This is a genomic window from Roseisalinus antarcticus (assembly GCF_900172355.1).
GTDB classification, from domain to species: domain Bacteria; phylum Pseudomonadota; class Alphaproteobacteria; order Rhodobacterales; family Rhodobacteraceae; genus Oceanicola; species Oceanicola antarcticus_A.
In genome coordinates, this window is the sequence record NZ_FWFZ01000033.1 from 1 (window position 1) to 21,462 (window position 21,462).

The following is a 21,462-nucleotide window of genomic DNA, read 5'->3' on the forward strand; positions in this document are numbered from 1 at the left end:
TGACCGAACTCGGGACGTGGGACGAGGCTGCGCTGTCGGCGGAACTGAACGAGCTACTGGCGGAGGATTTCGACCTGTCGCTGGTGGGCTTTTCCGACGGCGAGTTGGACAAGCTGCTGGCCTTCGATACGGACGTGGGCGGCGGAGAAGAAGGTAGCGCCGGGGGCTCCGTGCCTCCGCTGACCATCCCCGAGCCACCGCGCAATCCGGCCTCGCGGACAGGCGACCTGTGGATCCTCGGCGATCATCGGCTGCTCTGCGGGGACAGCACGAACCACGAAGATGTCCGCCGTCTGATGAACGGCGAGCGCGCGGTGCTGTTTGCGACCGACCCTCCGTATCTCGTCGACTACGACGGATCGAACCACCCGACGCGGAACAAGGACTGGAGCCAGTCCTACGGCGTCACTTGGGACGACAGCAGCCAAGGGGCCGAACTCTACGACGGGTTCATAGCGGCCGCCGTCGCCGAGGCGATCACCGAGGACGCCGACTGGTATTGCTGGCACGCTTCACGTCGCCAAGCCCGAGGCCACCTGTCGAAGATGCCATGTATTGAAACGGCAAAGCGCCACAATCTGCGATGCGGTCTCAGCGTGATGCCGAGGGCAGAGCGCACAACTCACCTGTCCCAAACTGTCACTGTGATGGAACACTGAGAGCTCATAGGTCGGATCAATTCCGAGGCGGAGTATTTTCTCTTGGCCGCATCCGTGGCTGGTAGCGAAAACCTCGCCAACATTCTTCGACCAGACGGGCCGCCCTGCCAGGCGCACGGCGACCCTGGATCTGGCTCAGTTCATGCCAAGCTCCATGCGCAAGGTATCGGCCAGATCTGAAATGGTCGCCTCCACGTCGGCGCCCTCCGTTACCTCGACCATGGCCGCCGCGATCAGGTCGGTCACGGCGACGCCTTCAGAACCCGGAAAGGCATACCAGGGTCCGGCATACCGGGCGACCTGTGCATGGGCGATGCGGGCATTCTCGTTGGCCACATAGTAAGCGCCGAGATATGCCTCATCCTCCAGCACCAGCGCGTTCGCGGGCGCGTAGCCGGTGTTCTCGACGATGATGCGCTGCCCGTCCGGGCCGGTGACGAAGGCCATGTACTCCCAAGCGGCGTGCTGCACCTCCGGGTCATCGGACAGCATCACGATGGCCGAGCCGCCGGTCGGGAAATACACTGTCGACGCGTCCTCGGCGACCACCGGAAGCGGGCGCACCATCACCTCGAACCCGTCTCCCGCGCCTTCCTCGAACCGGGTCAGCAGGGCGGAGCTGTCGAACATGATGCCAAGCGTGCCAGCCGGAAAGGCCTGCCGGGCATCGTTTTCCGACATGGACGACATGCCCGCCTCAGCCGCGAAACGCTGGTAGATTTCGCCCGCCGCAAAGCCCGCGGCGTCGTCGAAGGCAATGTCACTTTCGTCCGGCGTCATCGGGCGGCCGCCGTGAGACCCGAGCAGCGACTGGAAGCGCCAGTCATGGCGGGCGATCCAGACGCCTTCGGTGGTGTCGCTCAGCGCGTTGATCGCGGCGGCAAGCTCGATCACGCCGTCGAAGGTCGTCGGAAAGTCCTCCACCGACCCGCCCGCCTGCTCGATGAGCATCGGGTTCACATACATCACCAGCGTCGAGCCGGAGGTGCCGAGCGCCCACTGGGTATCCTCGAACCGGCCGAGCGACAGGAGCGCCGGGGTATAGCCCGCAGCGGCCGGATCTTCGGGCAGGAACGGGTCGAGCGGTTGCAGCACGCCACGATCTTCCAGCACGCGCCAGAGGTTGAGGCCGACGTAGGCCACATCGGGCGCAGTACCCGCGATGCCTTCGCGCAAGAGGCGCTGGACGCCTTCCTCGTAGCCTTCGGCCGGTCCGTCGATCACCACCGTGATATCGGGATTGGCGGCCATGAAGGCCTCGGCCAGCGCGGTCTGGGTGTCGGCCCAGATCGTGGGAATGGCGTAGTGGACGCGGATTTCGGTCTGGGCGGTCGCCGCAGTTGCGGCAATGGCCAGACCGGCGGACAGCAGGATGTTCTTCATGGTCTTTCCTCGGGGGTTGAGTGTGGCGTTGTCTGAACGGATTTCCGGCCATTCGGCCTTGGCTTGCTGCTCGGTCCTCATCTCTTGATCCCCGCCCCGGCGAGGCCTTGGGTGAAGCGGCGCTGCGCCAGCAGGAAGGCCAGGATCAGCGGGGCGGTCACGAGGGTCGCGCCCGCCATCAGCGGACCGATGTCATCGCCGCTTTCCTGGTCGCGGAAATACAGGATGCCGCGCGGAGGCGTGGCAAGGCCCGGGTCGGTGGTCGCGATCAGCGGCCAGAACAGATCGTTCCAGTGCGCGGTGACCGAAAAGATTGCAAAGGCGATGACGGTGGGCATGCCGAGGGGAAAGGCCACGCGCCATGCGATGCCCATCTCCGACATGCCATCGATGCGCGCGGCGTCGATCAGCTCGGCCGGGATCTGCGCAAAGGCCTGTCGCAACAGGAACAGGCCAAAGGCCGTGGCGACAAACGGTACGATCAGCGCCGTATAGGTGTTGAGGATGCCGATCTGGCTGAACCCCAGAAAGATCGGGATCGCCGTGACATGAAACGGCACCAGCAGTGCCGCCACGATGGCCCCGAACAGCAGCCCCCGTCCGGCAAAACGACGATGTGCCAGCGCAAAGGCGCAAGGCACCGAGATCGCGATTTGCAGCACGAGAATGCCGAGGGTCACGATCGCGCCATTCAGAAGGTAGAAGGTAATGTCAGTTTCGGTCAGAACGGTCCAATAGTTCGACAATGTCGGCTGGCGCGGCAGCAAGAAAACATCGGGTGTGAAGATTTCTTCGCGTGGCTTGAGCGAGACCGACACCATCCAGACAAAGGGCAGCATCACAATGACCGCGCCCAGACTGATCAGGCCGAGGGAGAGGATCGTCGCCGGTCTCATCTGTAATGCACCCGACGTTCGACCACCGCGATCTGGATCGCGGTCAGAAGCAAGAGCGCCGCAAAGAACACGACGGTGATAGCGCTGGCGTAGCCGGCCTTGAAGTAGACGAACCCCTCCCGGTAAAGCGCGTAGACGATGGTGTCGGAGGCGAAGGCCGGCCCGCCCTGCGTCATGGTCGCCACGGTCTCGAACACCCGGAATGCATTCGCGGCGGTCACGATCATCACGAACAGCGTCGTCGGCCCGAGCATCGGCCAGGTCACGACCCAGAACCGGCTCCAGCCGCCTTCCGCCCCGTCGACCGCCGCAGCGTCATAGAGCGTGGGCGGGATCGCGGCGAGACCGGCGAGAAACAGCACCATGTTGTAGCCGACGCTTTGCCAGACACCGATGGCCGCAAGCGTGTAGAGCACGAGGCCCCGGTCGCTCAGCCATTGCCGGGACGGCAGGCCAAGACCGGCCAGCCACTGGTTCACGAGCCCCAGCGAAGGATGCAGCAGCATCTGCCAGGCCACGGCCATCGCCACGAGGGTCGCAGCTACGGGCAGGAAATAAACAGCGCGCAGCACCGCAGAGACGCGCGGCACCGTGTGGGCAATCCCGTGCAGGCCCAGCGCCACGAGAAGCCCGAGGCCCACCGAGGCCGGGATGACGATGGCGGCATAAACCAGCGTGTTGATGAGCGCGTTGCGGCCCAGTCGCGATCCGAACAGATCCGCGTAGTTGCCGAGCCCGACCCATTCGAACCTTGTGGCTCCGAACTGGTAGTCCGTGAAGGACAGGACGACGACGACAGCCACCGGCAGGAAGATGAACACGACCAGCGCCAGCGCCGCAGGCCCGACGAGAACAAGATCGATGACGGCGCGGCGCAGCATCATGCGATCTCCACTCTCTGCCCATCGATGTCGAAGGCGTGCACGGCCTCAGGCGACGCCGACAGGTGGATGCGACTGCCCTGATCCGGCACCGAAGCCGCGCCGCGCAGCACGGCACGCAGGACGATGTCGCCCGGCCCCCGCAGGCTCAGGATGCTTTCCTCGCCATGATACGCGGCGCTTTCCACGAAGGCGTCGAGAGCGCCATCTGGCGTGATCCGCAGATCCTCGGGCCGGATGCCCAGATCGAACCTCGCGCCCATGGGGTGCACGGCCGCTGCGGGGCCGGACGGGATCATGTTCATGCGATTATGGCCGATGAACGCGGCAACGGCGCGCGACCCCGGGCGCTTGAACACGCTTTCGGGCGATCCGACCTGAACGATCCGTCCGTCGATCATCACGGCAACCCGGTCGGCCATCGACAGCGCATCGGATTGATCATGAGTGACGAGCAGGAAAGGGTAGCCGGTGGTCTTGTGCAGCGCGCGGATTTCATCGCGGGTGTCGGCGCGCAGCTGGGTGTCGAGGTTGGACAGCGGTTCGTCGAGCAAGAACGCTGACGGATCCCGCACGAGGGCGCGGGCTAGCGCAACCCTTTGCTGCTGCCCTCCCGACAACTGACCTGGCTTGCGCGCAAGCAGCGGATCCAGCCGGAGCATTTCGGCGATCCGGCGGACCTGCGCGTCGATCGCGTCAAGTTTGCGCCCCACTGGCGCCCGCAGGATTGCCGCCCCCGGCAGTCTCTCAAGGACCGACAGGCGGCGCAGGCGCAGCGGCATCGCGATGTTCTGGTAGACCGTCAGGTGCGGATAAAGCGCATAGGATTGGAACATGAGCGCGACGTTGCGGGCGGCGGCGGTGTCGCGCGTCGCGTCGGCCCCGCGGAGCAGGACCCGCCCGGCGCTGACCTGATCCAGCCCGGCCAGCAGGCGCAGCGTTGTGGATTTGCCACAGCCCGAGGCGCCCAGCAGCGCAACAAACTCGCCCTCGCGCAGATCGAGCGACACATCCTCGACCGCGACCGTGTCACCAAAGCGCTTGGTGGCGTGATCGAGGGAAAGAACGGGCTTGCCGGTCATGTGGCAGAACTTTCACATGGATCCGTTCGCCCGGCGGCCACGGCGACGGCCGCCAATGCAGCGAGAGCCAGGGCGATGGCGGCATCGACGCTGTTGGCACGCTGTACGCCTTCGACGTCCGGTGCGCCTTCGAGGCCGATGACCGCCTTACCGAAATGCAGGCCATAGGCCACCTCGGTCAGTGTCCCGTAAGAACCGCCAACCGCGATCAGCACCCGGGCGGATTTCGCGATGATCATGTTCCGTGCTTCCCCGAGGCCGGTTGGCAAGGCGATGCCGACAAAACGGTTCGCCTCGTCCGGGGTGCTGCCGGGCAGGATCCCGATGGCCAGCCCACCTGCGGCGGAAACACCTTTGCTGACCGCCTCCATGACACCTGAGCGGCCGCCGCAGATCACGGTGAGGCCGAGCGCACCAAGCGCCGCGCCGACGGCTTCTGCGGCGGAGCTTTCGGCTACGCTCGCTTCGCGGGGGCCGATCACGCCCACGACCAGATGCCGGAGCGGCACCGTCCGGGACAGCGCCGCCAGGGCCTCTTGCGCGCTGACGTCACGACCACCGGCCTTCGCGCCCTGCGCCGCAGGGGCGGTATGCCAGGACTTCGGATCAAGGCGTTGGCCGTTGATGAAGACCGAGCCGTCCGTATGAAGGATGAAGCTGAGCGACATTGCCAAAACTCTGGAAGCCTGTAAGATACCTTACAGTTGGCAGTTTCATGACACAGGTTTATGACGGTGCAGCATTCGGCCCCGCCACTTTCGCAGCGCCAGTCCGCAATCCTTGACCGGGTGATGGCGAACGGCTATGTCACTATCGACGCCCTCGCGGCCGAGTTTGGCGTATCCGCGCAGACCGTCCGGCGCGACATCATCGCCCTTTCGGAAGCCGGTCAGTTGCAGCGGTTTCATGGTGGCGCAGGACCTGCCGACGCGATGGAGGCCGCACGCCTCGATTACGCCGCCAAACGTGAATTGGGCAAGCCCGCCAAGACTGAGGTCGCGCGCAAGGCCGCCGCCCTGATCCCCGATGGCGCGGCGCTGTTTCTCGATGTCGGCACGACGATCGAGACCTGCGCGCGAGAACTGGCCCGTCGCAAAGGCTTCACCATCTTCACCACCTCGATGCGAGCGGCGATGGCCTTTGACCCGCGCAGCCATGCAGTCTACGTGCTGGGTGGCCGACTTGCCGGGAAAGACGGCTCTCTGGTGGGCGAGGATACCGTGCAGAAACTGGCCTCCATCCATCTCGACGTCGCCCTGATCGCCTGTTCAGCCATCGACGAGACGGGGCGGGTGATGGATTTCGACCTGTCCAAGATCGCGGTCAAACGAGCAGCAATGGCTGCCTCGGCACGATCCATGTTGCTGTCGACCCGCAGCAAGTTCGATCGCACCGCGCTGGGAAAGATCGCCGATATCGGCGATTTCAGTGCGGTCGTGACAGAGGATCACCCCGAGACCTCCCTTGCCTTGGTGCAGGCGCCGTTGCAGGAGTGACCCATGGCGCGCCTGCACCGCGAAGGTCGTTCCCAATGGTCCGGCTATACGGTGTCCATCGCTCTGCTGGACTTCAGGAAGTCGTTCTGCGGTGTCTTTCACCGGCTCGACTCGACAGGCGTATGACCCAACGTGGGCGAGGCCGGTTGCCATTCAACCTTTCACGCCACCGCCCGCGAAGCCCTGCAAGACGTATTTCTGCCCGAGCACATAGATCAGGATCAACGGCAAGGTTGAGGCGACCGAGCCCGCCATCAGCAAGGTCCATTCCGACTCGAACTCGCCCACGAACCGCATCAGGCCCAGCGGCACGGTGCGCAGCTCGGGCGAATTGAGATAGAGCAGCGGGCGGAGCAGCTCGTCCCAGTTGTTGATGAACGCGATCACGAAGATCGAGATCAGCGCCGGCCGAGCCAGCGGCAGGTAGACCCGCCAGAAGATGCGGAACGGTCCTGCGCCGTCGATCCGCGCCGCCTCGCCGTATTCGCCGGGCAGGCTGGCGAAGTATTCGCGCAGCATGAAGGTGCCGAAGGAGCCGACAAGGAAGGACGGCACGATCAGCGGCAGGAACGAATCGACCCAGCCAAGGCCCCGCATCAGCAGGAACTCGGGGATGATCGTTACCTCGGTCGGCACGAAAGCGGTTGCGAGGATGAGGGCGAAGATCACGTTCTTGCCGGGCAGCTCCATCCTCGCGAAGGCATAGCCTGCCAGCGCGCAAGTCGCCATTTGCCCGAGCGCCGCCGTGGTCGAGACGAAGAAGGAATTGCGAAAATAGAGCAGGAAATCATGCTGCGTCAGAACTCGCGTGTAATTGCCGAATGGCTCGGGCCCTTGGAGCATGGTCGGCACGAAGCTGGGCGGAAGGCGGAACACGTCGCGGCTTTCCTTGAAGCTGGTGATCAGCATCCACGCAAAGGGCATCAACGTGATGGCGGCATAGGCCAGCAGCACGGCATAGAGCGCGACAAGGGCGGGCGCGCGCCGGAGTGCGACGTCATTCATGCACCCACCTCCGCCGCAGATAGAAGTTCAGGAGCGTGATCAGCCCGATCGCGAAGCACAGAATATAAGCGAGCGCCGAGGCATAGCCCAATTCGAAATGCACGAAGGCGTTCTGGTAGATGTAGAAGGCGAGCGTGGTCGACGCCCGGTTCGGCCCGCCATTGGTCAGGGCATAGGTGATCTCGAAGGTCTGGGTGGACCGCACCAGCGCGAGGATCAGCACGAAGAACAGGCTGCGCGACAAGAGCGGCAGGGTGATGGCGTAGAACCGCCGGAACGGGCGGGCGCCGTCGACACGGGCGGCCTCGTAGTAGCCGGGATCGATGGTCTGAAGGCCCGCGATCAGCAAGATCATGTAAAAGCCCGCATCCTTCCAGACCGACACGATGGCGACGGCCGGCAGCGCCCATGCCGGGTCGGCCAACCAGGGCACGCCATCGAGGCCGATACCGCCGAGCAGGTGATTGAGCAGCCCGAACCGGGTGGAGAATATCCAGCGCCAGGCAAGTGTGACGGCGACGGTTGCGGTGATGTAGGGCAGGAAGAACGCGCCACGAAAGAAGGCTGAGGAGCGCAGGGAGTTGTTGAGCAGCACCGCCAGTGTGACGGACACAATCATCACGCCCGGGACGTACATCGCCGTGAACCACAGCGTGTTGCCCAGAACCTCTCGCGAAACGGGTGAGGTCAGGATATGGGCATAGTTCGACAGCCCCACCCATTCGATATCGTCAAAGATCCGCCAGCTTGTGAAGGACAAGGCAAAGGACCAACCGATGGGGATCAGCCGGAAAACCATAAGCCCGACGATCGCGGGCAGCAAGAAGACGATCGCCGGTGCCCAAGCTTTCCACCGGGAACGACGTTGGCGCAGTGAGCCTTGCGTGGAAGGCATTTGCGCGCGCGCCCCGTCCCGGGGCACGCGCGCTGTGGATGCCTCGTTCAACGCGACAGGACGTCGTTGCCGTAGGCGGTGGCGGCGGCGAGCGCCTCATCCAGCGGCTTGCGGCCGTTGAACACCTCGTCCAGCTCACCATTCAGACCGCCCGATCCGGCAGCGGCATAGCCACGCCACGCGCTCCAGTCGCGGGTGAACCCGGTGTAGAGCGGCTGGGTGCCGATCTCGAGGATCAGTTCCATATTGTCGGGCTGCTGACCGCGGCCCAGCCAGTCCTCGGACTGCGCCGTTGCAGTCCAGGCCGGGACCTTTCCGCCAGTGAAATCGGCCGCAGTCAGAGTCGGCCCGGTCAGGTGCTGAACGAGGGCCCAGGCCAGATCGGTCTGTTCGCTGTCGGTGGTCACCGCCAGCATGTCGGCCCAGGCATAGGCGACGGCGGTCTCGGGCGTGGCGTCAGGCCCCATCGGCACCTGCGCGATGCCCCATTCGAAACTGTCGCCGACCAGATTGCGGGTGTTGTCGATGTTCCACGACCCGTCCACCCACATCGCCGCCATGCCCATGCCGAACACGTCTTGCTGGCGGATCCCTTCCAGCTCCTGCGGGCGGGGAGCAAAACCGTCGTCGACGATGGACGCGAGGAAGGCCAGCGCGTTCACCGCCGGCTCGTTGATCTCGAGCGCAGAACCGTCATCGGTAACGTAGCGCCCGCCGTTGCGGAACACCCAGGGGTCGGTCTGCGCGTAGCGGCCATAGACCCAGTAGCCATACTGCTCCGGCGTGCCATCGCCGTTCTCGTCAAGTGTCAGGGCCTCGGCTGCAGCGCGGAAATCGTCCCAGGTCCAGTCGGCGGAGGGGTAGTCGACGCCCGCAGCATCGAACGCGCTGCGATTGAAGTAGAGCACCGGAGCAACCCAATTCTGCGGAAAGGCGACTTGCTGGCCATCGATCTTGCCGATCTCGACAGCACTTTCGAAATATCCCTCGAGCGAAGCCTCGCCGATCAGCGGCGTGAGGTCGAGAAGGTTGTCCGCCTCGGCCCATTCCTGCACGAAACCCGATGACATCGCCATCACGTCGGGCAGATCGCCGGATGCCGCCAGCGCCGAGACGCGCGGCCAGTAGTCGGCGGGCGGCATCGCCTGAACCTCGACCGTCACGCCGGGGTTCGCAGCCTCGAAAGCGGCGATGGCGGGCGCTTCGGTCTCGACCTGCTCGGTCGACCAGAGCATGTAGGTCAGCGTCGTGTCCTGCGCGGCGACAGCGCCTGCGACGCACACAAGTGCGGATGCGCACAGCGTGGATTTCATCAAGGTCATGGGGTATCCTGTCATTAAAACTTCATCATTCGCCGGATGGACTGCCGGGCGTTACCGTGGGACCTGTAACGCCAGCGGGTGATGCTTTTGTGACATCGCGCCCCGGTCGAAACAGCAGGTGGTCGGAACAGCAGGTGGGCGGGACAATGATGGCGGACCTGATCGAACGGCAGTTGCCTTTTGCGGCACCGGGACGGTTCTGGCGCGGCAATCTGCACATGCATTCCACGCGATCGGACGGTGATCATCCTGTGGCCGAGGCCTGCGCCGCGTATGCGCGCGAAGGTTATGATTTCGTCGCCATGACCGACCATTTCCTGCCCGACTACGGGCATCCGGTCACCGACACGCGGGCTTGCCGCACGCCCAATTTCGTCACTCTTGCGGGGGCCGAGCTGCATCAGGGCCGTTTGTCCAATGGCGAGATCTGGCACATCGTGGCCGTTGGACTGCCATGGGACTTCGGGCCCCCGTCCGACGGCGAGACCGCCGAAGCGATCTGCGCCCGCGCCGTCGCCGCGGGGGCGTTTCTCGCTTTCGCCCATCCCGGCTGGTTCGCGCTGAAGCCCGAGGACGTGCGCAGCCTCCCCATGGTCCACGCAGTCGAAGTCTATAACCACGGCACCGAAATCGGGCAGATGCGCGGCGACGGCTGGTATCTGGCCGACATGGCGCTGAACGAAGGGCGCCGCCTGACGGCCATCGCCACCGACGACATGCACCGGCTGGGCGCAGGCTTCGCCGGTGGCTGGACCATGGTCAAGGCCGACGACGTGACGGTCGAGGCGATCCTGGCCGCCCTGCACGCGGGAAAGTTCTATGCCAGCCAGGGCCCGATGATCCACGATATCTGCGTCGAGGGGGAAGCTCTGGTGATCGACTGCTCGCCCGTCGTAACCGCGGCCCTGGTCGGCAGCCGCGCGCGCCGCGCCAATGCGCGGATCACCGAGATCTCCAGCCGCGTGACCCTGCCACTTCCGCAGATGCAAGGCGGCTATTTCCGCGTCATCCTGCGCGACCGGCACGGGCGGCACGCCTGGACCAATCCGGTCTGGCTGGATTAAGGGCAGCGGGCAATGGCTGACGTTTCCCTGAGCGACATCACCCGCCGCTTCGGTGCCACCGAGGTCTTGCGCGGCATCGACCTTGACATCGCGGACGGGTCGTTCACCGTGATCGTCGGCCCGTCGGGCTGCGGGAAATCCACGCTCTTGCGGATCCTTGCGGGGCTTGACGCTCCCAGCTCTGGCAGGGTGCACATCGGCGGGCGCGACGTGACCGGGATGGAACCTGCGGAGCGCCGCATCGCCATGGTGTTCCAGAACTATTCGCTCTATCCGCACATGAGCGTGCGCGACAACATGGCCTTTCCGCTGCGATCCCTGCGCATGGGGCGGGCCGCGATTGCGGCCGCGATCGACCGTGCGGCCGAGATTCTGCGCATCGGCGATCTGCTCGACCGCAAGCCTGCGCAACTGTCGGGCGGCCAGCGCCAGCGCGTCGCCATCGGGCGCGCCATCGTGCGCGACCCGTCGGTGTTCCTGTTCGACGAGCCGCTGTCGAACCTCGATGCCGCGCTGCGTGGCCAGATGCGGGTGGAACTGGCCGAACTGCACCGCATGCTGGGCACCACGATGGTCTATGTCACCCATGACCAGGTCGAGGCGATGACCATGGCCGAGCGTATCGTCGTGCTGAATGGCGGATGCCTGGAACAGGTCGGCGCGCCGATGGAACTGTATCACCGGCCGGCCACGCGCTTTGTCGCGGGCTTCATCGGTCAGCCGCAGATGAACCTGTTGCCAGGTCGCGTGATCGCTGCCGACGCGGCCCTCGTAGTGGCCGAGATCGGCGAGGGCCTGCGCGTTGAGGCCAGTGTCGAGGGCTGCGGCCTGTCGGTGGGCGATGGCGTCACCGTCGGGATCAGGCCCGACGATCTTGCCCCTGTAGCGCAGGGCGGCATTCCCGTGCAGGTGAGCGTGCTGGAGCGTCTCGGGCCTCAGACGGTCGTGCACGCGCGCGCCGATGGGGGCGCGGTCCTGTCAGCCGTTGTCGCAGGCGATACCGGTTTGGCTGTGGACGATGCCCTCAGGCTCGCGGTGCAGCCGGAGCGGGTGCATGTCTTTGCAGCCAGCGGGCAGGCCCTGGCGCGCCCGTCGCGCCCCGCCGCGTAATGGTCGAGGTCCGGTTTCTCGAACGGCGGCTTGCCTCGGGTATGCTGGCGCAAGTGGTGCGGCTTGCGCCGAAGATGATTCGCGTATCGCCGTGCTTCATACGAGACGCCCCGCCCGATGAGACCCGGCTGTCACTGACATTGGCCAGTGCGCGGCTCGGTCTGCCGGTCGCGCCCGTTCCGCCTGCGGCACGGCGCATGACCCCGCGCGAGATCGACGGCAGCCTGCGGATCGCCGCCCGCGCCGATGCGCGTTCCGGGGTGGCCTGCGCGCCCCTGCGGCTGTTGCGGACGGTGGCAGCAGGGCTGGCGCCGGGCGAGATCCTGATCAACGCCAACTATTTCCTGTTCCTGCCGACCGAGGTCAGCGCGCCTTTCGACGCCTATGGCGACCCGGTCGGCCTGACGCAGGCCGACGGCGTGATCGAAACCCCACCCCAAGTCCGCCGCGCCTGCCTGTTGATGTCGGATGCCGGCCCCGAGATCCGGCGCATCGGCTTTGCCGATATCGCGGTGTGTTCCGCCGAGGGGAAGGAGTTCACGCCGCACTTGTTCGGCTTGCCCGATCAGACCGGTCCCGGAACCGCCTTTGCCCTGTTCCACGGGTCGACCGGAGGCACGACACCGCCCGGCAAGGGGCTGTGGGACGTCGCCTTTGTCGGACGCCATGCCGTCGCCTTGTCGGAACACGGGGGACTGTCCATCCCAAGGGCAGGCTGCGTGTTGCGCTGCGCCAACAGGGCCGACGCCGACGCAGTGGCGTCCGGCCCTTTGCACTACACCTTGCCGGGCGTGCTGCAGGGCGTACAGTCGGGCCCTGTCATCGTGGAGTCTGGCGAGACGACGGAAGCCAAGCGAGATGTCTTTGCCGAAGAACTGATGTCGGCCGAAGCACCGCGACCCGACACCGTGCCTGTTTCGCCTCATGCCTGGGCAGCGGACTGGCACGGCACCCGTGCCGCCCGCCTGTCGGCCGGGATCACCGGGAACGGACAGCTTTTCTTCTGCGCCGTCGAGGGCACCTCGTCTTTTTTCCGCGATGGACTTGCCAAGGGGGCGACGCTGCACGATCTGGCACATCTGATGATCGAGGAAGGCGCCGTGCAGGCAATGCATCTCGACGGCGGTGGCTCGACGCAGGTGTTCTGCGAAGGCGGGGGTGCGCTGATTGCGCCGCGCGATGTCCATCACGGCATGCCGGACAGCCCGGCCCAGTTCGACCGACCCTTGCCGCTGGGGCTGGTGTTGTCGTGACGGGGTGGATTTTCGAGAGCCTGACCTTGGCCAAGAACGACGCGGCGCCGCAAGCCTGTGAAGACCGGGTGTTGGTCCTGCCCCCCGATTTCGCGGCTGTGATCGACGGGGCAACGGATATCTCCGGCGAACGCTACGGCGGGCGAACCGGGGGCGCATTGGCCGCCGAGGCCATCGCTGCGGTCTTTACACAGGCGTGGTCTGCATGCCGCCAAGGCGGTACGGACACGTTCGCCACCGCAGCCGATGCCCTTGCGCTGGCGGACGGCGCCATCGCGGCGCTCTATGCCCGGTTCGGTCTGTCGGATGTGGTGCTCGATCCGGCCCGCCGATTCCGCGCGGCGTTCGCAGTCGCTTCGCGGCGCGGCGGGTTCTGGCGCGGCGTCGGCGTGGGCGATTGCGCATTGCGGATCGACGATGCGCAGCCGGTACTGCGCGACCACCCCGCCGAGGCCGTCTTTGCCGCCTGGCGGGCCGCGATGATTGCGGCTGATGCGGCCCGCCCCGAGGCGGCAATTCGCGCTGCGCTTGTCGGGGGCTGGGCACAGGCCGATCCCGCGGCCCGAAAAGCGGCAGACGGAATTGCGTTTGCCGACCCTGTTTTCGCGCGCGGAGCCCTGTCCACCGGGCTTGCCGGTATGCGCGCAGCCCGACCTGGAGATGCACTGGCTTTCGGCGTGGCCGACGGCGTGGGCGACATGGGGCATGATTTCTGCTGGCAGGTCCTGTCGCCGGACACAGAGGCTCAGGCTCTGGCCCTCTGGACGGACGGCTGGCTGTCGCCCGGCGGACAAACCATCGAAAGCTGGCTGACCGCCGCAGATGCGACCCATGCGGAAGACCCACGGCGCATCGGCAAGTACCGATGCGTCAAAGGCCCTCAAGCCTGCGGTCGGCATGATGACATGGGGATTGTCCTGATCAGGCGCGTTTGACCGGTCGGACGGGTGTCGATCTGCAGAATGGCGCAAGCCAAAGCCCCAAGGCCGTTTCCTTGTAAAAGAAAGCCTCAAGGCCGTTTCCTTGTAAAAGGTAGGGATCGCGGACCCGAGACCAAATCCTTCATGGTCGCCCTTGCCGTCGGCGAGTCCCGGTAACCTCAGTCGCGTGGCAGCGTTACGGTCACGGCAACTGCGTCATGATCGGACAGGATTGCGCCGTCCGGCCCTATCGCCGGAATCACCGCGGGGTCCGATGCGACGAGGCCAAGGGTAAAGATCCAGTCGATCTTGCCCGGAAACCAGCCGCGTCCGGCCTCTGCCGCCGGGTCGGCGAACCGCAGCGTCGGCACCAGTGGCAGGTTGCAGGCCTCACAGTCGAAACCATGCGCCGCCATCACCGTGAACAACGGTTCATGGGGCACCACTACACACCGGCGCACCAGATCTTCGGGAAGGCCCTCCATCCTTTCACCCCCTGACCGGGTCGAGGTGTTGAAATCGCCGCCGAGCAGCACTGGTGCCACAGGGTCGTATTGTGCGATCAACTCCAACAACCGCGCCGCCTGGCCCGCGCGATGCGCCGGGTCGGAATGGCTTTCGAGATGCAGGCCCACAACGGTAACGGCGACCCCATCCAGCGTCACCTGCCCTCCGATGGCGATGCGTCCGCTCACCCGCGGCTCACCCAGTCCCCGGCCGAACCACTTGCCCTCGGCCTCGAGCCGGAACAGGACCGGGCGCTGCAGGGCGCAGCGCGACAGCACCGCATTGCCGTGAAAACCAAGCGCGTTGACCGCACCGGCATGGGCGGCGCGCTCGCCCTCGGTGCCAAGGTCAAGCTCGACGAACTCGGCGGCATAGGCAAAGTGCTGGCCAATTGTGGCGGACAATTCGGCGGTGCGATGGGTGTTGCCGGTGCGCGCCATACCCTTGTCGATCTCGGTAAGAACGCAGACATCCGCAGCCTCGCGTACCAACAGATCGGCCGTGGCCGGCAGATGGCGCAGCCGCGCGACGTTCCAGGCGACCACGCGCAGCGTGCTTCTCGCGCTAGAGACGACGTGCGTCGGCGGCCCGACCTCGATCTGGCCAAGTGCGGGCAGGCCGTCATGGGCGGCGCGAAAGCTGTCCGCTTCTTCGGGGCCGTCGCGCAGGGCGGTGCGCGTGGCGGCGGGCACCTCGCTCAGCGCCGTCACCGTCGAGGGCGCCAGTCGGCGGATCCAGCCGGTCATGCGACCAGCCCTGCCGGGCCAACACCCGCCTCGGTGGCCAACGCCGCGATCCAGCCGACATCATCGCCCGATAGCGTGTCGATCAGCCCTGCGGCCAGTGCATCGCGCAAGGCAGGACGCGGATCGAGCCTTGCGCGGATCATCTTGTCGATCGTTGCGGGCGCATAGGCATGACAGCGGTTCACCACTCCTGCCGCGTGCAGCCGACACGCGTCGTCCGGGTGCCAGACAGCCAGATCGATGCACAACTCGTCCAGCCCTGACGAGGCGGCGACCCGCACAGGGTCACCGTGGCGCGCATCACCCCGACCGCCGACGCCGGCGCGTCCCTCGTCATCACCGTGACGGACGGGTCCGCCAGCGTGGCCCTCACCGCCCTGATGATCACCGGCACGACCCTGCGCCGGGGCCTCAAGGCGGGCAACTAAAACCTCTGCCGCTGGTCGGGGAGCCAGGCCCACGTCATCACCCTGCCGATCGGCACCGCGGCCGATCAGAATGCCGACTACTTTGCCGCCGCAGCACAGGGCCTCAAGGATTACGACGCGGCGACGAACGGCACCGCGTCGGCGCTCACCATGACCGTCCAGGCCTTCCGGGTCGCGGGCCAGACGATGGTCCTGCTGCCGCACGTGGACACGACGCTGACCCCCAGCCTGGCCCTGAGCGTCACCGGAACCGGGACACAGACTGTAAACATCAGGCGCGAAGGCGGCGCCGATCTGGCGTGACCGCTTCGGGCCGGGGTCCGCTATCTCGTGCGCTGGTCCACCGCGGAGCTGCGGCTGATCGACAGCGGTCTGCAGGCGCTGGCCGCGCGAATGACGGCGTACATCAACGCCGCGGCACTCGCGGCGTCCACCATCTCCGACGTCATCGTCAGAAGCGCGGACGGTGCCAGCCTCGTCGAGATGGATCACTCCGGCCGGCGAAGGGGCCGGCAACATCTTCGGCGACTTCACGGGCACCCGGATGGGCATCGAGCTCGGTGGCCCGACGGCCGGTGGCAAGCCCCGGATCCGCGGGCGTTCCTCCTTCCAGACCGAGTTAGTGGCGGACTTCGGCTGGAACTGGATGGTCTTCGAGACCAATACCGGGGCGGGCATCACCCAGCTGAACGGCGGCCTTCAACTGCCCGGCGCCGCGTCCATCGACGGCAACCTGTTCCAGGTCGGGCTGGCAAGCGTTCCCACCACGGTGGCCATCGCCGCCTGGGGATACGCGACCACGCCCCTCATCTCGAACGGGGCCGCGAGCGTCATCAACACCTGGTTCCGCTACATCATCGGTGCCCGCACCAGCTGACATGGCCCGCAACAGCTGATCGCCCCCGGTCCCGGAAGGCCACCGCTGACACCTCTCATCCCGACGACCATCCGCGCTTTCGGGCGTGCCTGACTGCGCATGGAGGCGCCAATGACAAAACCTGAAAGCGCGGCACTCCGAAGCTTCCTGTGGCAGCGCGTCGGCATCTGGGCCGTCGGCTGCACCTTGTGGGGCGTCAGTCTCATCCTCGCCGCCCTGTTCACCCCGCTTTGTTTGCGCCTCACCGACATCTGGACCAGCCCGGACCGGTTGGGCCGCATCGAGGAGAAGGTGGACCTGCTGACGACCGAAGTCCGGCGCGCGACCGGGGAGGATCGCCTTATCCGCCAGACCGCCGGTCTCTCCTATGTGACGGAACCGGTCTGCCAGGGCGAGACCATCGTCCTGAATGTCGTCGCGGCACCCGGACCCGGCTGAGCCAGCCGACATCGAGCCCGCGATCCCCGCGATCGAACAGGTCCGCATCGTCACCTCCGGCAGCGGCCTCAACCACCGACGCTGGCCCAGCTTCAACGACAACATCCTCGGCACCATCCCGGACCGGACCATCGTCCCGGTCCAGCGCCGCGGCGTCGTCGGCGGAATGCCGTGGCTCTGCGTCGCCCAGCACGGCCGCGAGGGATGGGTCGTCGCCGCCTACACGCAAACCGTATCCTGAAAGGACGTCCTCATGCTGACCAACATCTCCGACGCGCTGCAGCCCGTCATCTTCGATCTCTGCGCGGCGCTGCTGACTCTGCTGATCGAGTGGGTGTCGCTGACGCTGAAAACCCGCCTCGGCTTCGACTTCGAAGCCCGGCACCGCGAGGCCCTGCATTCGGCGATCATGTCGGGCCGTCGCTCGGCGCTCGAACAGGACCTCGATCGTAGCGATATGATCGACGCGGCCGTGGCCTACGCCAGGACGTCGGTCCCCGATGCGATCACGTCGCTCGCCGCTCTTGCCGAGTGGCGCGGCCTCTGCATGGCCTGACAAATTGGCCCTACTGGAAAACTGAGACGAGACCGCATTTGTGTTGTCAGCACAGTCCTATCGGCATGCCAGTACAGAACTGTCACATTAGCTTGATAAAGGGGGTCCAAGATTTCCTGAACAAGAGGCCCCCGTCATGCGTTATCCAACCATCCCCATGCTTGCCGCGTTCGCGCTTTTTCCCTCCGCGCTGTTGGCGCAGGAGGTTACGGGCAGGCTGGTGCTTTACACCTCGCAGCCGAACGCCGACGCGCAACAGACCGTCGATGCCTTCATGGCCGCTCATCCGGACGTCGAGGTCGAGTGGTTTCGCGAGGGCACGACGCAGGTCATGGCCAAGCTTGCTGCGGAATTTGAGGCAGGGGCGCCGCAGCCCGACGTGCTGCTCATTGCCGACTCCGTCACGATGGAGGGGCTCAAGGCCGAGGACCGGCTGATGGCCTACCTTGAGGCTGACACTTCCGCCTATGCAGATGGCGTGATGGACCCCGAGGGCTACTGGTTCTCGACCAAGCTCATCACCACAGGCATCGTCTACAACACGGCAGCCGAGATGGTGCCGGACTCCTGGGCCGATCTGACCGGTCCGGAAGCTACCGGCAACATCGTTCTGCCGTCGCCCCTGACGTCCGGGGCGGCAACGATCCATATGGTGTCCATCGCTGGCGTTCCGACGCTGGGCTGGGAGTACTATCAGGCACTGGCCGATCAGGGGGCGATCGCGCAGGGTGGCAATGGCGGTGTCTATCAGGCTGTTGCCGGTGGTGAGAAGCTTTATGGGTTCGTCGTCGATTTCCTGGCCATACGGGGCAAGGCAGACGGCGCGCCCGTCGAATTCGTATTCCCGTCCGAGGGCGTGTCGGCTGTGACCGAACCGGTCGCGATCCTGTCGACGGCGCAGAACCCCGACGCCGCCAGGGCCTTCGTCGATTTCCTGATCTCGGTCGAGGGCCAGGAGCTGGCCGTGTCCCAAGGCTATCTTCCTGCGCACCCGGATGTAGCGCCGCCTGCCGGTTTCCCGCCGGTCGCCGAGATCGATGTCATGCAGTTCGACCCTGCCGCTGCGCTGGCCGACGACATGGAGAACAAACTGCGCTTTACCGAGATGTTCGGCGGGTGATTTGACGACGCGCGCTGTCGGCCGGGACGGTTCGCGCCGCCTTGGCCGATTGCCCGTGCGCTACGGCCAGCGGGCAACCCTTGCCGCAGTGATATTGATCGTCACGCTGCTGTCGGGGCTGCCGTTGGCGTTGCTGTTCCGGACCGGCCTGACGGACGCAACCGGCCTGACGGTCGTGCCCCTGCTGGAGGCGTTGCAAAGCCCGTCCCTGCAGCGGGCGCTCTGGAACTCGGTGCAAAGTGCCGGGTTGTCGGCCTTCTGCGCGACCAGTCTCGGCACCGCTCTGGCACTTGTGATCGGGCTGACGGATGTCCGAGCGCGGGGACTTCTGGTGTTCCTGATCCTGTTGCCGATGATGATCCCACCTCACGTGACGGCAATTGCCTGGTTACAGGCGCTTGGTCCTGGCAGCCCGCTGCTGGGGGCATTGGGGCTGGCCCCGCCCGCCGGATCGCCGCATCCGATGCACGGGCTGGGCGGGCTGGTGACGTTGCTGACCATCCAGCATGCGCCGCTGGTGTTTCTCATCCTGCGGGCGACGCTGCGCAGCTTTCCCCGGGAACTGGTCGAGGCGGCCCGGCTGTCGGGTGCCGGGATGGGCCGGATCCTGCGACGGATCATCCTGCCGTTGCTGGCACCCGCCTTGCTGGCGGGGTTCATGCTGGCCTTTACCGCCGCGTTAGGCAATTTCGGGATCAATGCGCTGATCGGGGTGCCGGGGCGCTTTACCACGCTGCCGGTGCTGATCTGGCAGCGGCTTGCCGCCTTCGGTCCGGGGATGCTGCCGGGGGTCGCAGTGATCGCGCTGATCCTGGCGCTGCTGACCATCGTGGTTCTTGGCCTGCAACTGCTCCTGACGCGGCGACTTCGCACGCAGATGGGCGGATTGGCGCAGGCGCCGCTGGCCCACGCGCTGGGTCCGCTGCGCCCGGCGGTTGAGGCCGGGCTCTGGCTGGTGGTCGGCGCGACACTGGTTCTGCCGCTCAGCGCACTCGTCGCAACCTCTCTGGTGCCGACCTACGGCGTCCCCTTGTCGAGTGTCACCGCGACCCTGGCCAACTATGCCGAGGTGCTGTTGCGCCAGGAGGTCACTGCGCGTGCCTTCGTCAATTCCACCGTGATCGCCGGAACTGCGGCCCTGCTGATTGCGATGTTGGCGATCCTGATGGGGCATTTCATGACGCGGGGCAGCAGAAGCGGGCAGCGCGCTGCGGGCCTTGCCGTTGGTCAGGCGGAAGTGGCCTATGCGGTGCCCGGACTGGTGGTGTCGGTCGCCTTCATTCTGGCGTTCATTCAGCCGGTGATGGGGCTGCGGCTCTACAACACGATCTGGATCATTCTTCTGGCCTATGTTGCGGCCTTCCTGGCCATCGGGCTGAAACCCGTGCTAGCCGCCTTCGCACAGATGGACAGCAGTCTCGACGACGCGGGGCGGGTCTCGGGGGCCGGATTCGGACGCCGGATCCGGCGGATCTCTGCCCCGCTGGCTGCACCGGCGGCGGCCTCGGGTGCCATTCTGGTGTTCCTCACCGCCTACAACGAGGTCACGGTTTCGTCGCTCTTGTGGTCGACGGGAAACGAGACGATCGGGACCGTGATCTTCAACTACGAAAGCGGCGGCTACACGACCCTTGCGGCAGCGATGTCGGTCGTGACGGTCCTGGCAACGGTGGTCCTGATGTTATGCGCGAACCTGATGGGTCGGCGCCTGCCGCCGGGGATCGTTCCGTGGCGGGAATGACGGGGCAGGGTGAACGGATCGTCAGACCTCCGGCAGAATCCATCCGTCGCGGATGTTCAGGCGCAGCGTATCGCCGGGTTCGGGTCTGTCCGTCAGGCTGACAGGCACAGGCTGCGCCACCCCATCCAGCAGGGCCACCGCGTCCCAGTGGTTGCCGCGGAATGTCCGGCTCACGATCCGCGCCGGGATGCCGTCATCGCCCGCCACCACCTGCTCTGGCCGCAAAAGCAGTTGCGCGGGGCCGGGGCTGGTCCCATCGGGGCACGCCACGCTGGCCGCCGTACCGCCGAGCCGGATTCTCGCTCTTCCGCCGACGACCGACAGCACCTCGACGGGAAGAAGCGCGCCCTTGCCGATGAAACCCGCCACCCGGGCGGTTGCCGGGCGGGCGTAAACTTCTTCCGGCGGGCCGGATTGCAGGATGCGCCCGTCCCACATCACGGCAATGCGCCCGGCAAGGGCCATGGCCTCGTGCTGGTCATGGGTGATGTAGAGCGTCGTCGCGGCGCTGTTGCGGTGAAAGGCGGCCAACTCCTCCTCCATGGTGGCGCGCAGATGCGGGTCGAGATTGGCCAGCGGCTCGTCCATCAAGATCGTTCGCGCACCCTGCGCAAGACACCGCGCCAGCGCGACCCGTTGCCGTTGACCGCCCGACAGATCCGCAGGCCGCCGCGCTGCCAAGGCGGTCAGCGCGACGGTTTCAAGGTGCCGGGCCGCTGCCAGACGCGCTGCCTTGCCGCTCATCCCCGCCGTTTCGAGCGGGAAGGCCACGTTGCCCTCGACCGTTATATGCGGCCAGAGCGCGTAGGACTGGAACACCACCCCGACGCTGCGATCCTCGGGCGGGACATGCAGATGCGGTCCTGCGACGCGCGCGCCATTAAGCGAAATGGTCCCTTCATCCGGCCGCTCCAGCCCTGCGATCAGCCGCAGCAGGGTAGACTTGCCACATCCCGACGGGCCCACGACGACAAAGAACGTGCCTGCAGGGATATCCAATGTGACCCTGTCCACCGCCGTCTTGCCGGCAAAGCGGCGGGTGACACCGTTCAGTCCGATGCTCATGACTGCATTCTCTGTTGC

25 protein-coding genes and 1 pseudogene are annotated in these 21,462 nt (G+C 66.0%); 15 read left to right on the forward strand and 11 right to left on the reverse strand.

Annotated features, from left to right (window positions below):
* Positions 1–527: pseudogene (locus ROA7023_RS19090) on the forward strand (DNA methylase); the annotation flags it as partial.
* Between the two features lie 267 nt (positions 528–794).
* Here the strand turns inward: ROA7023_RS19090 and ROA7023_RS19095 are convergent.
* The 5 genes from ROA7023_RS19095 to ROA7023_RS19115 all read right to left on the reverse strand — a co-directional run bounded on the left by ROA7023_RS19095 (position 795) and on the right by ROA7023_RS19115 (position 5,569).
* Positions 795–2,042 carry an extracellular solute-binding protein gene (locus ROA7023_RS19095; RefSeq protein WP_159458591.1) on the reverse strand — a complete coding sequence of 416 codons (1,248 nt, stop codon included), beginning with the start codon at positions 2,040–2,042 and terminating at the stop codon, positions 795–797.
* Between the two features lie 77 nt (positions 2,043–2,119).
* On the reverse strand, positions 2,120–2,938 hold the full coding sequence (locus ROA7023_RS19100; RefSeq protein ID WP_085880607.1) for a carbohydrate ABC transporter permease: 819 nt from the start codon (positions 2,936–2,938) through the stop codon (positions 2,120–2,122).
* Positions 2,935–3,822 carry a carbohydrate ABC transporter permease gene (locus tag ROA7023_RS19105; protein WP_085880608.1) on the reverse strand — a complete coding sequence of 296 codons (888 nt, stop codon included), beginning with the start codon at positions 3,820–3,822 and terminating at the stop codon, positions 2,935–2,937. Before ROA7023_RS19105 ends, ROA7023_RS19100 begins: the two co-directional genes overlap by 4 nt.
* Positions 3,819–4,901: an ABC transporter ATP-binding protein gene (locus ROA7023_RS19110; RefSeq protein ID WP_085880609.1), complete on the reverse strand. Its 1,083-nt coding sequence runs from the start codon at positions 4,899–4,901 to the stop codon at positions 3,819–3,821. The genes ROA7023_RS19105 and ROA7023_RS19110 overlap by 4 nt, the downstream gene beginning before the upstream one ends.
* Positions 4,898–5,569 (reverse strand): TIGR00725 family protein, encoded by a 672-nt coding sequence (locus ROA7023_RS19115; RefSeq protein ID WP_085880610.1) that lies wholly within the window; start codon positions 5,567–5,569, stop codon positions 4,898–4,900. Before ROA7023_RS19115 ends, ROA7023_RS19110 begins: the two co-directional genes overlap by 4 nt.
* A gap of 60 nt (positions 5,570–5,629) precedes the next feature.
* Here ROA7023_RS19115 and ROA7023_RS19120 point away from each other — a divergent pair, with 60 nt between their 5' ends.
* On the forward strand, positions 5,630–6,397 hold the full coding sequence (locus ROA7023_RS19120; RefSeq protein ID WP_085880611.1) for a DeoR/GlpR family DNA-binding transcription regulator: 768 nt from the start codon (positions 5,630–5,632) through the stop codon (positions 6,395–6,397).
* Between the two features lie 3 nt (positions 6,398–6,400).
* Positions 6,401–6,523, forward strand: coding sequence for a hypothetical protein (locus ROA7023_RS25505; RefSeq protein WP_268808020.1), 123 nt, complete (start codon positions 6,401–6,403; stop codon positions 6,521–6,523).
* Between the two features lie 27 nt (positions 6,524–6,550).
* On the opposite strand, the gene ROA7023_RS19125 is transcribed toward ROA7023_RS25505, so the two are convergent.
* The 3 genes from ROA7023_RS19125 to ROA7023_RS19135 all read right to left on the reverse strand — a co-directional run bounded on the left by ROA7023_RS19125 (position 6,551) and on the right by ROA7023_RS19135 (position 9,619).
* Positions 6,551–7,402, reverse strand: coding sequence for a carbohydrate ABC transporter permease (locus ROA7023_RS19125; protein ID WP_085880612.1), 852 nt, complete (start codon positions 7,400–7,402; stop codon positions 6,551–6,553).
* Positions 7,395–8,225: a carbohydrate ABC transporter permease gene (locus tag ROA7023_RS19130; RefSeq protein ID WP_159458592.1), complete on the reverse strand. Its 831-nt coding sequence runs from the start codon at positions 8,223–8,225 to the stop codon at positions 7,395–7,397. Before ROA7023_RS19130 ends, ROA7023_RS19125 begins: the two co-directional genes overlap by 8 nt.
* A gap of 119 nt (positions 8,226–8,344) precedes the next feature.
* Positions 8,345–9,619: an ABC transporter substrate-binding protein gene (locus tag ROA7023_RS19135; protein ID WP_159458593.1), complete on the reverse strand. Its 1,275-nt coding sequence runs from the start codon at positions 9,617–9,619 to the stop codon at positions 8,345–8,347.
* Between the two features lie 134 nt (positions 9,620–9,753).
* Here ROA7023_RS19135 and ROA7023_RS19140 point away from each other — a divergent pair, with 134 nt between their 5' ends.
* The 4 genes from ROA7023_RS19140 (at position 9,754) to ROA7023_RS19155 (ending at position 13,981) form a co-directional block, all read left to right on the forward strand.
* Entirely contained in the window at positions 9,754–10,683 is a 930-nt protein-coding gene (locus tag ROA7023_RS19140; RefSeq protein WP_306372506.1) for a CehA/McbA family metallohydrolase, read from the forward strand.
* A gap of 12 nt (positions 10,684–10,695) precedes the next feature.
* A complete protein-coding gene (locus ROA7023_RS19145; protein ID WP_085880615.1) occupies positions 10,696–11,793 on the forward strand; it encodes an ABC transporter ATP-binding protein in 1,098 nt (365 codons plus the stop codon).
* 197 nt (positions 11,794–11,990) lie between these two features.
* Positions 11,991–13,046, forward strand: coding sequence for a phosphodiester glycosidase family protein (locus ROA7023_RS19150; RefSeq protein WP_159458594.1), 1,056 nt, complete (start codon positions 11,991–11,993; stop codon positions 13,044–13,046).
* Entirely contained in the window at positions 13,043–13,981 is a 939-nt protein-coding gene (locus ROA7023_RS19155; protein ID WP_085880617.1) for a hypothetical protein, read from the forward strand. Before ROA7023_RS19150 ends, ROA7023_RS19155 begins: the two co-directional genes overlap by 4 nt.
* 164 nt (positions 13,982–14,145) lie before the next feature.
* On the opposite strand, the gene ROA7023_RS19160 is transcribed toward ROA7023_RS19155, so the two are convergent.
* Positions 14,146–15,219, reverse strand: coding sequence for an endonuclease/exonuclease/phosphatase family protein (locus tag ROA7023_RS19160; protein WP_085880618.1), 1,074 nt, complete (start codon positions 15,217–15,219; stop codon positions 14,146–14,148).
* The gene (locus ROA7023_RS19165) at positions 15,216–15,467 is read right to left on the reverse strand and encodes a hypothetical protein (protein WP_143535654.1); all 252 of its coding nucleotides are present in this window, start codon (positions 15,465–15,467) and stop codon (positions 15,216–15,218) included. Before ROA7023_RS19165 ends, ROA7023_RS19160 begins: the two co-directional genes overlap by 4 nt.
* Positions 15,468–15,509: 42 nt before the next feature.
* Here ROA7023_RS19165 and ROA7023_RS24555 point away from each other — a divergent pair, with 42 nt between their 5' ends.
* The 8 genes from ROA7023_RS24555 to ROA7023_RS19195 all read left to right on the forward strand — a co-directional run bounded on the left by ROA7023_RS24555 (position 15,510) and on the right by ROA7023_RS19195 (position 20,379).
* Complete coding sequence (locus ROA7023_RS24555; protein WP_159458595.1) at positions 15,510–15,647, forward strand: hypothetical protein; 138 nt, start codon at positions 15,510–15,512, stop codon at positions 15,645–15,647.
* Between the two features lie 150 nt (positions 15,648–15,797).
* The gene (locus ROA7023_RS24560; RefSeq protein WP_159458596.1) at positions 15,798–15,950 is read left to right on the forward strand and encodes a hypothetical protein; all 153 of its coding nucleotides are present in this window, start codon (positions 15,798–15,800) and stop codon (positions 15,948–15,950) included.
* Between the two features lie 163 nt (positions 15,951–16,113).
* On the forward strand, positions 16,114–16,524 hold the full coding sequence (locus ROA7023_RS19170) for a hypothetical protein (protein WP_085880620.1): 411 nt from the start codon (positions 16,114–16,116) through the stop codon (positions 16,522–16,524).
* Between the two features lie 111 nt (positions 16,525–16,635).
* On the forward strand, positions 16,636–16,962 hold the full coding sequence (locus ROA7023_RS19175) for a hypothetical protein (RefSeq protein WP_143535655.1): 327 nt from the start codon (positions 16,636–16,638) through the stop codon (positions 16,960–16,962).
* Entirely contained in the window at positions 16,934–17,203 is a 270-nt protein-coding gene (locus ROA7023_RS19180; RefSeq protein ID WP_085880622.1) for an SH3 domain-containing protein, read from the forward strand. Before ROA7023_RS19175 ends, ROA7023_RS19180 begins: the two co-directional genes overlap by 29 nt.
* Positions 17,204–17,215: 12 nt before the next feature.
* Positions 17,216–17,518, forward strand: a complete 303-nt coding sequence (locus ROA7023_RS19185) for a hypothetical protein (RefSeq protein WP_085880623.1) — start codon at positions 17,216–17,218, stop codon at positions 17,516–17,518.
* Positions 17,519–17,654: 136 nt separating this feature from the next.
* Complete coding sequence (locus tag ROA7023_RS19190; protein ID WP_085880624.1) at positions 17,655–18,638, forward strand: ABC transporter substrate-binding protein; 984 nt, start codon at positions 17,655–17,657, stop codon at positions 18,636–18,638.
* Positions 18,639–18,726: 88 nt separating this feature from the next.
* Complete coding sequence (locus ROA7023_RS19195; RefSeq protein ID WP_234992345.1) at positions 18,727–20,379, forward strand: ABC transporter permease; 1,653 nt, start codon at positions 18,727–18,729, stop codon at positions 20,377–20,379.
* A 21-nt stretch (positions 20,380–20,400) separates the two neighbouring features.
* Here ROA7023_RS19195 and ROA7023_RS19200 read toward each other — a convergent pair whose 3' ends face one another.
* Complete coding sequence (locus ROA7023_RS19200; protein WP_085880626.1) at positions 20,401–21,444, reverse strand: ABC transporter ATP-binding protein; 1,044 nt, start codon at positions 21,442–21,444, stop codon at positions 20,401–20,403.
* Between the last annotated feature and the right edge of the window lie 18 nt (positions 21,445–21,462).

Bases quoted from the DNA above. Each gene is read 5' to 3' on its own strand.
- ROA7023_RS19095 (WP_159458591.1), bottom strand. From the start codon at position 2,042: ATGAAGAACATCCTGCTGTCCGCCGGTCTGGCCATTGCCGCAACTGCG.
- ROA7023_RS19100 (WP_085880607.1), bottom strand. From the start codon at position 2,938: ATGAGACCGGCGACGATCCTCTCCCTCGGCCTGATCAGTCTGGGCGCG.
- ROA7023_RS19105 (WP_085880608.1), bottom strand. From the start codon at position 3,822: ATGATGCTGCGCCGCGCCGTCATCGATCTTGTTCTCGTCGGGCCTGCG.
- ROA7023_RS19110 (WP_085880609.1), bottom strand. From the start codon at position 4,901: ATGACCGGCAAGCCCGTTCTTTCCCTCGATCACGCCACCAAGCGCTTT.
- ROA7023_RS19115 (WP_085880610.1), bottom strand. From the start codon at position 5,569: ATGTCGCTCAGCTTCATCCTTCATACGGACGGCTCGGTCTTCATCAAC.
- ROA7023_RS19120 (WP_085880611.1), top strand. From the start codon at position 5,630: ATGACGGTGCAGCATTCGGCCCCGCCACTTTCGCAGCGCCAGTCCGCA.
- ROA7023_RS25505 (WP_268808020.1), top strand. From the start codon at position 6,401: ATGGCGCGCCTGCACCGCGAAGGTCGTTCCCAATGGTCCGGCTATACG.
- ROA7023_RS19125 (WP_085880612.1), bottom strand. From the start codon at position 7,402: ATGAATGACGTCGCACTCCGGCGCGCGCCCGCCCTTGTCGCGCTCTAT.
- ROA7023_RS19135 (WP_159458593.1), bottom strand. From the start codon at position 9,619: ATGACCTTGATGAAATCCACGCTGTGCGCATCCGCACTTGTGTGCGTC.
- ROA7023_RS19145 (WP_085880615.1), top strand. From the start codon at position 10,696: ATGGCTGACGTTTCCCTGAGCGACATCACCCGCCGCTTCGGTGCCACC.
- ROA7023_RS19150 (WP_159458594.1), top strand. From the start codon at position 11,991: ATGACCCCGCGCGAGATCGACGGCAGCCTGCGGATCGCCGCCCGCGCC.
- ROA7023_RS19160 (WP_085880618.1), bottom strand. From the start codon at position 15,219: ATGACCGGCTGGATCCGCCGACTGGCGCCCTCGACGGTGACGGCGCTG.
- ROA7023_RS24560 (WP_159458596.1), top strand. From the start codon at position 15,798: ATGACCGTCCAGGCCTTCCGGGTCGCGGGCCAGACGATGGTCCTGCTG.
- ROA7023_RS19175 (WP_143535655.1), top strand. From the start codon at position 16,636: ATGACAAAACCTGAAAGCGCGGCACTCCGAAGCTTCCTGTGGCAGCGC.
- ROA7023_RS19180 (WP_085880622.1), top strand. From the start codon at position 16,934: ATGTCGTCGCGGCACCCGGACCCGGCTGAGCCAGCCGACATCGAGCCC.
- ROA7023_RS19185 (WP_085880623.1), top strand. From the start codon at position 17,216: ATGCTGACCAACATCTCCGACGCGCTGCAGCCCGTCATCTTCGATCTC.
- ROA7023_RS19190 (WP_085880624.1), top strand. From the start codon at position 17,655: ATGCGTTATCCAACCATCCCCATGCTTGCCGCGTTCGCGCTTTTTCCC.
- ROA7023_RS19200 (WP_085880626.1), bottom strand. From the start codon at position 21,444: ATGAGCATCGGACTGAACGGTGTCACCCGCCGCTTTGCCGGCAAGACG.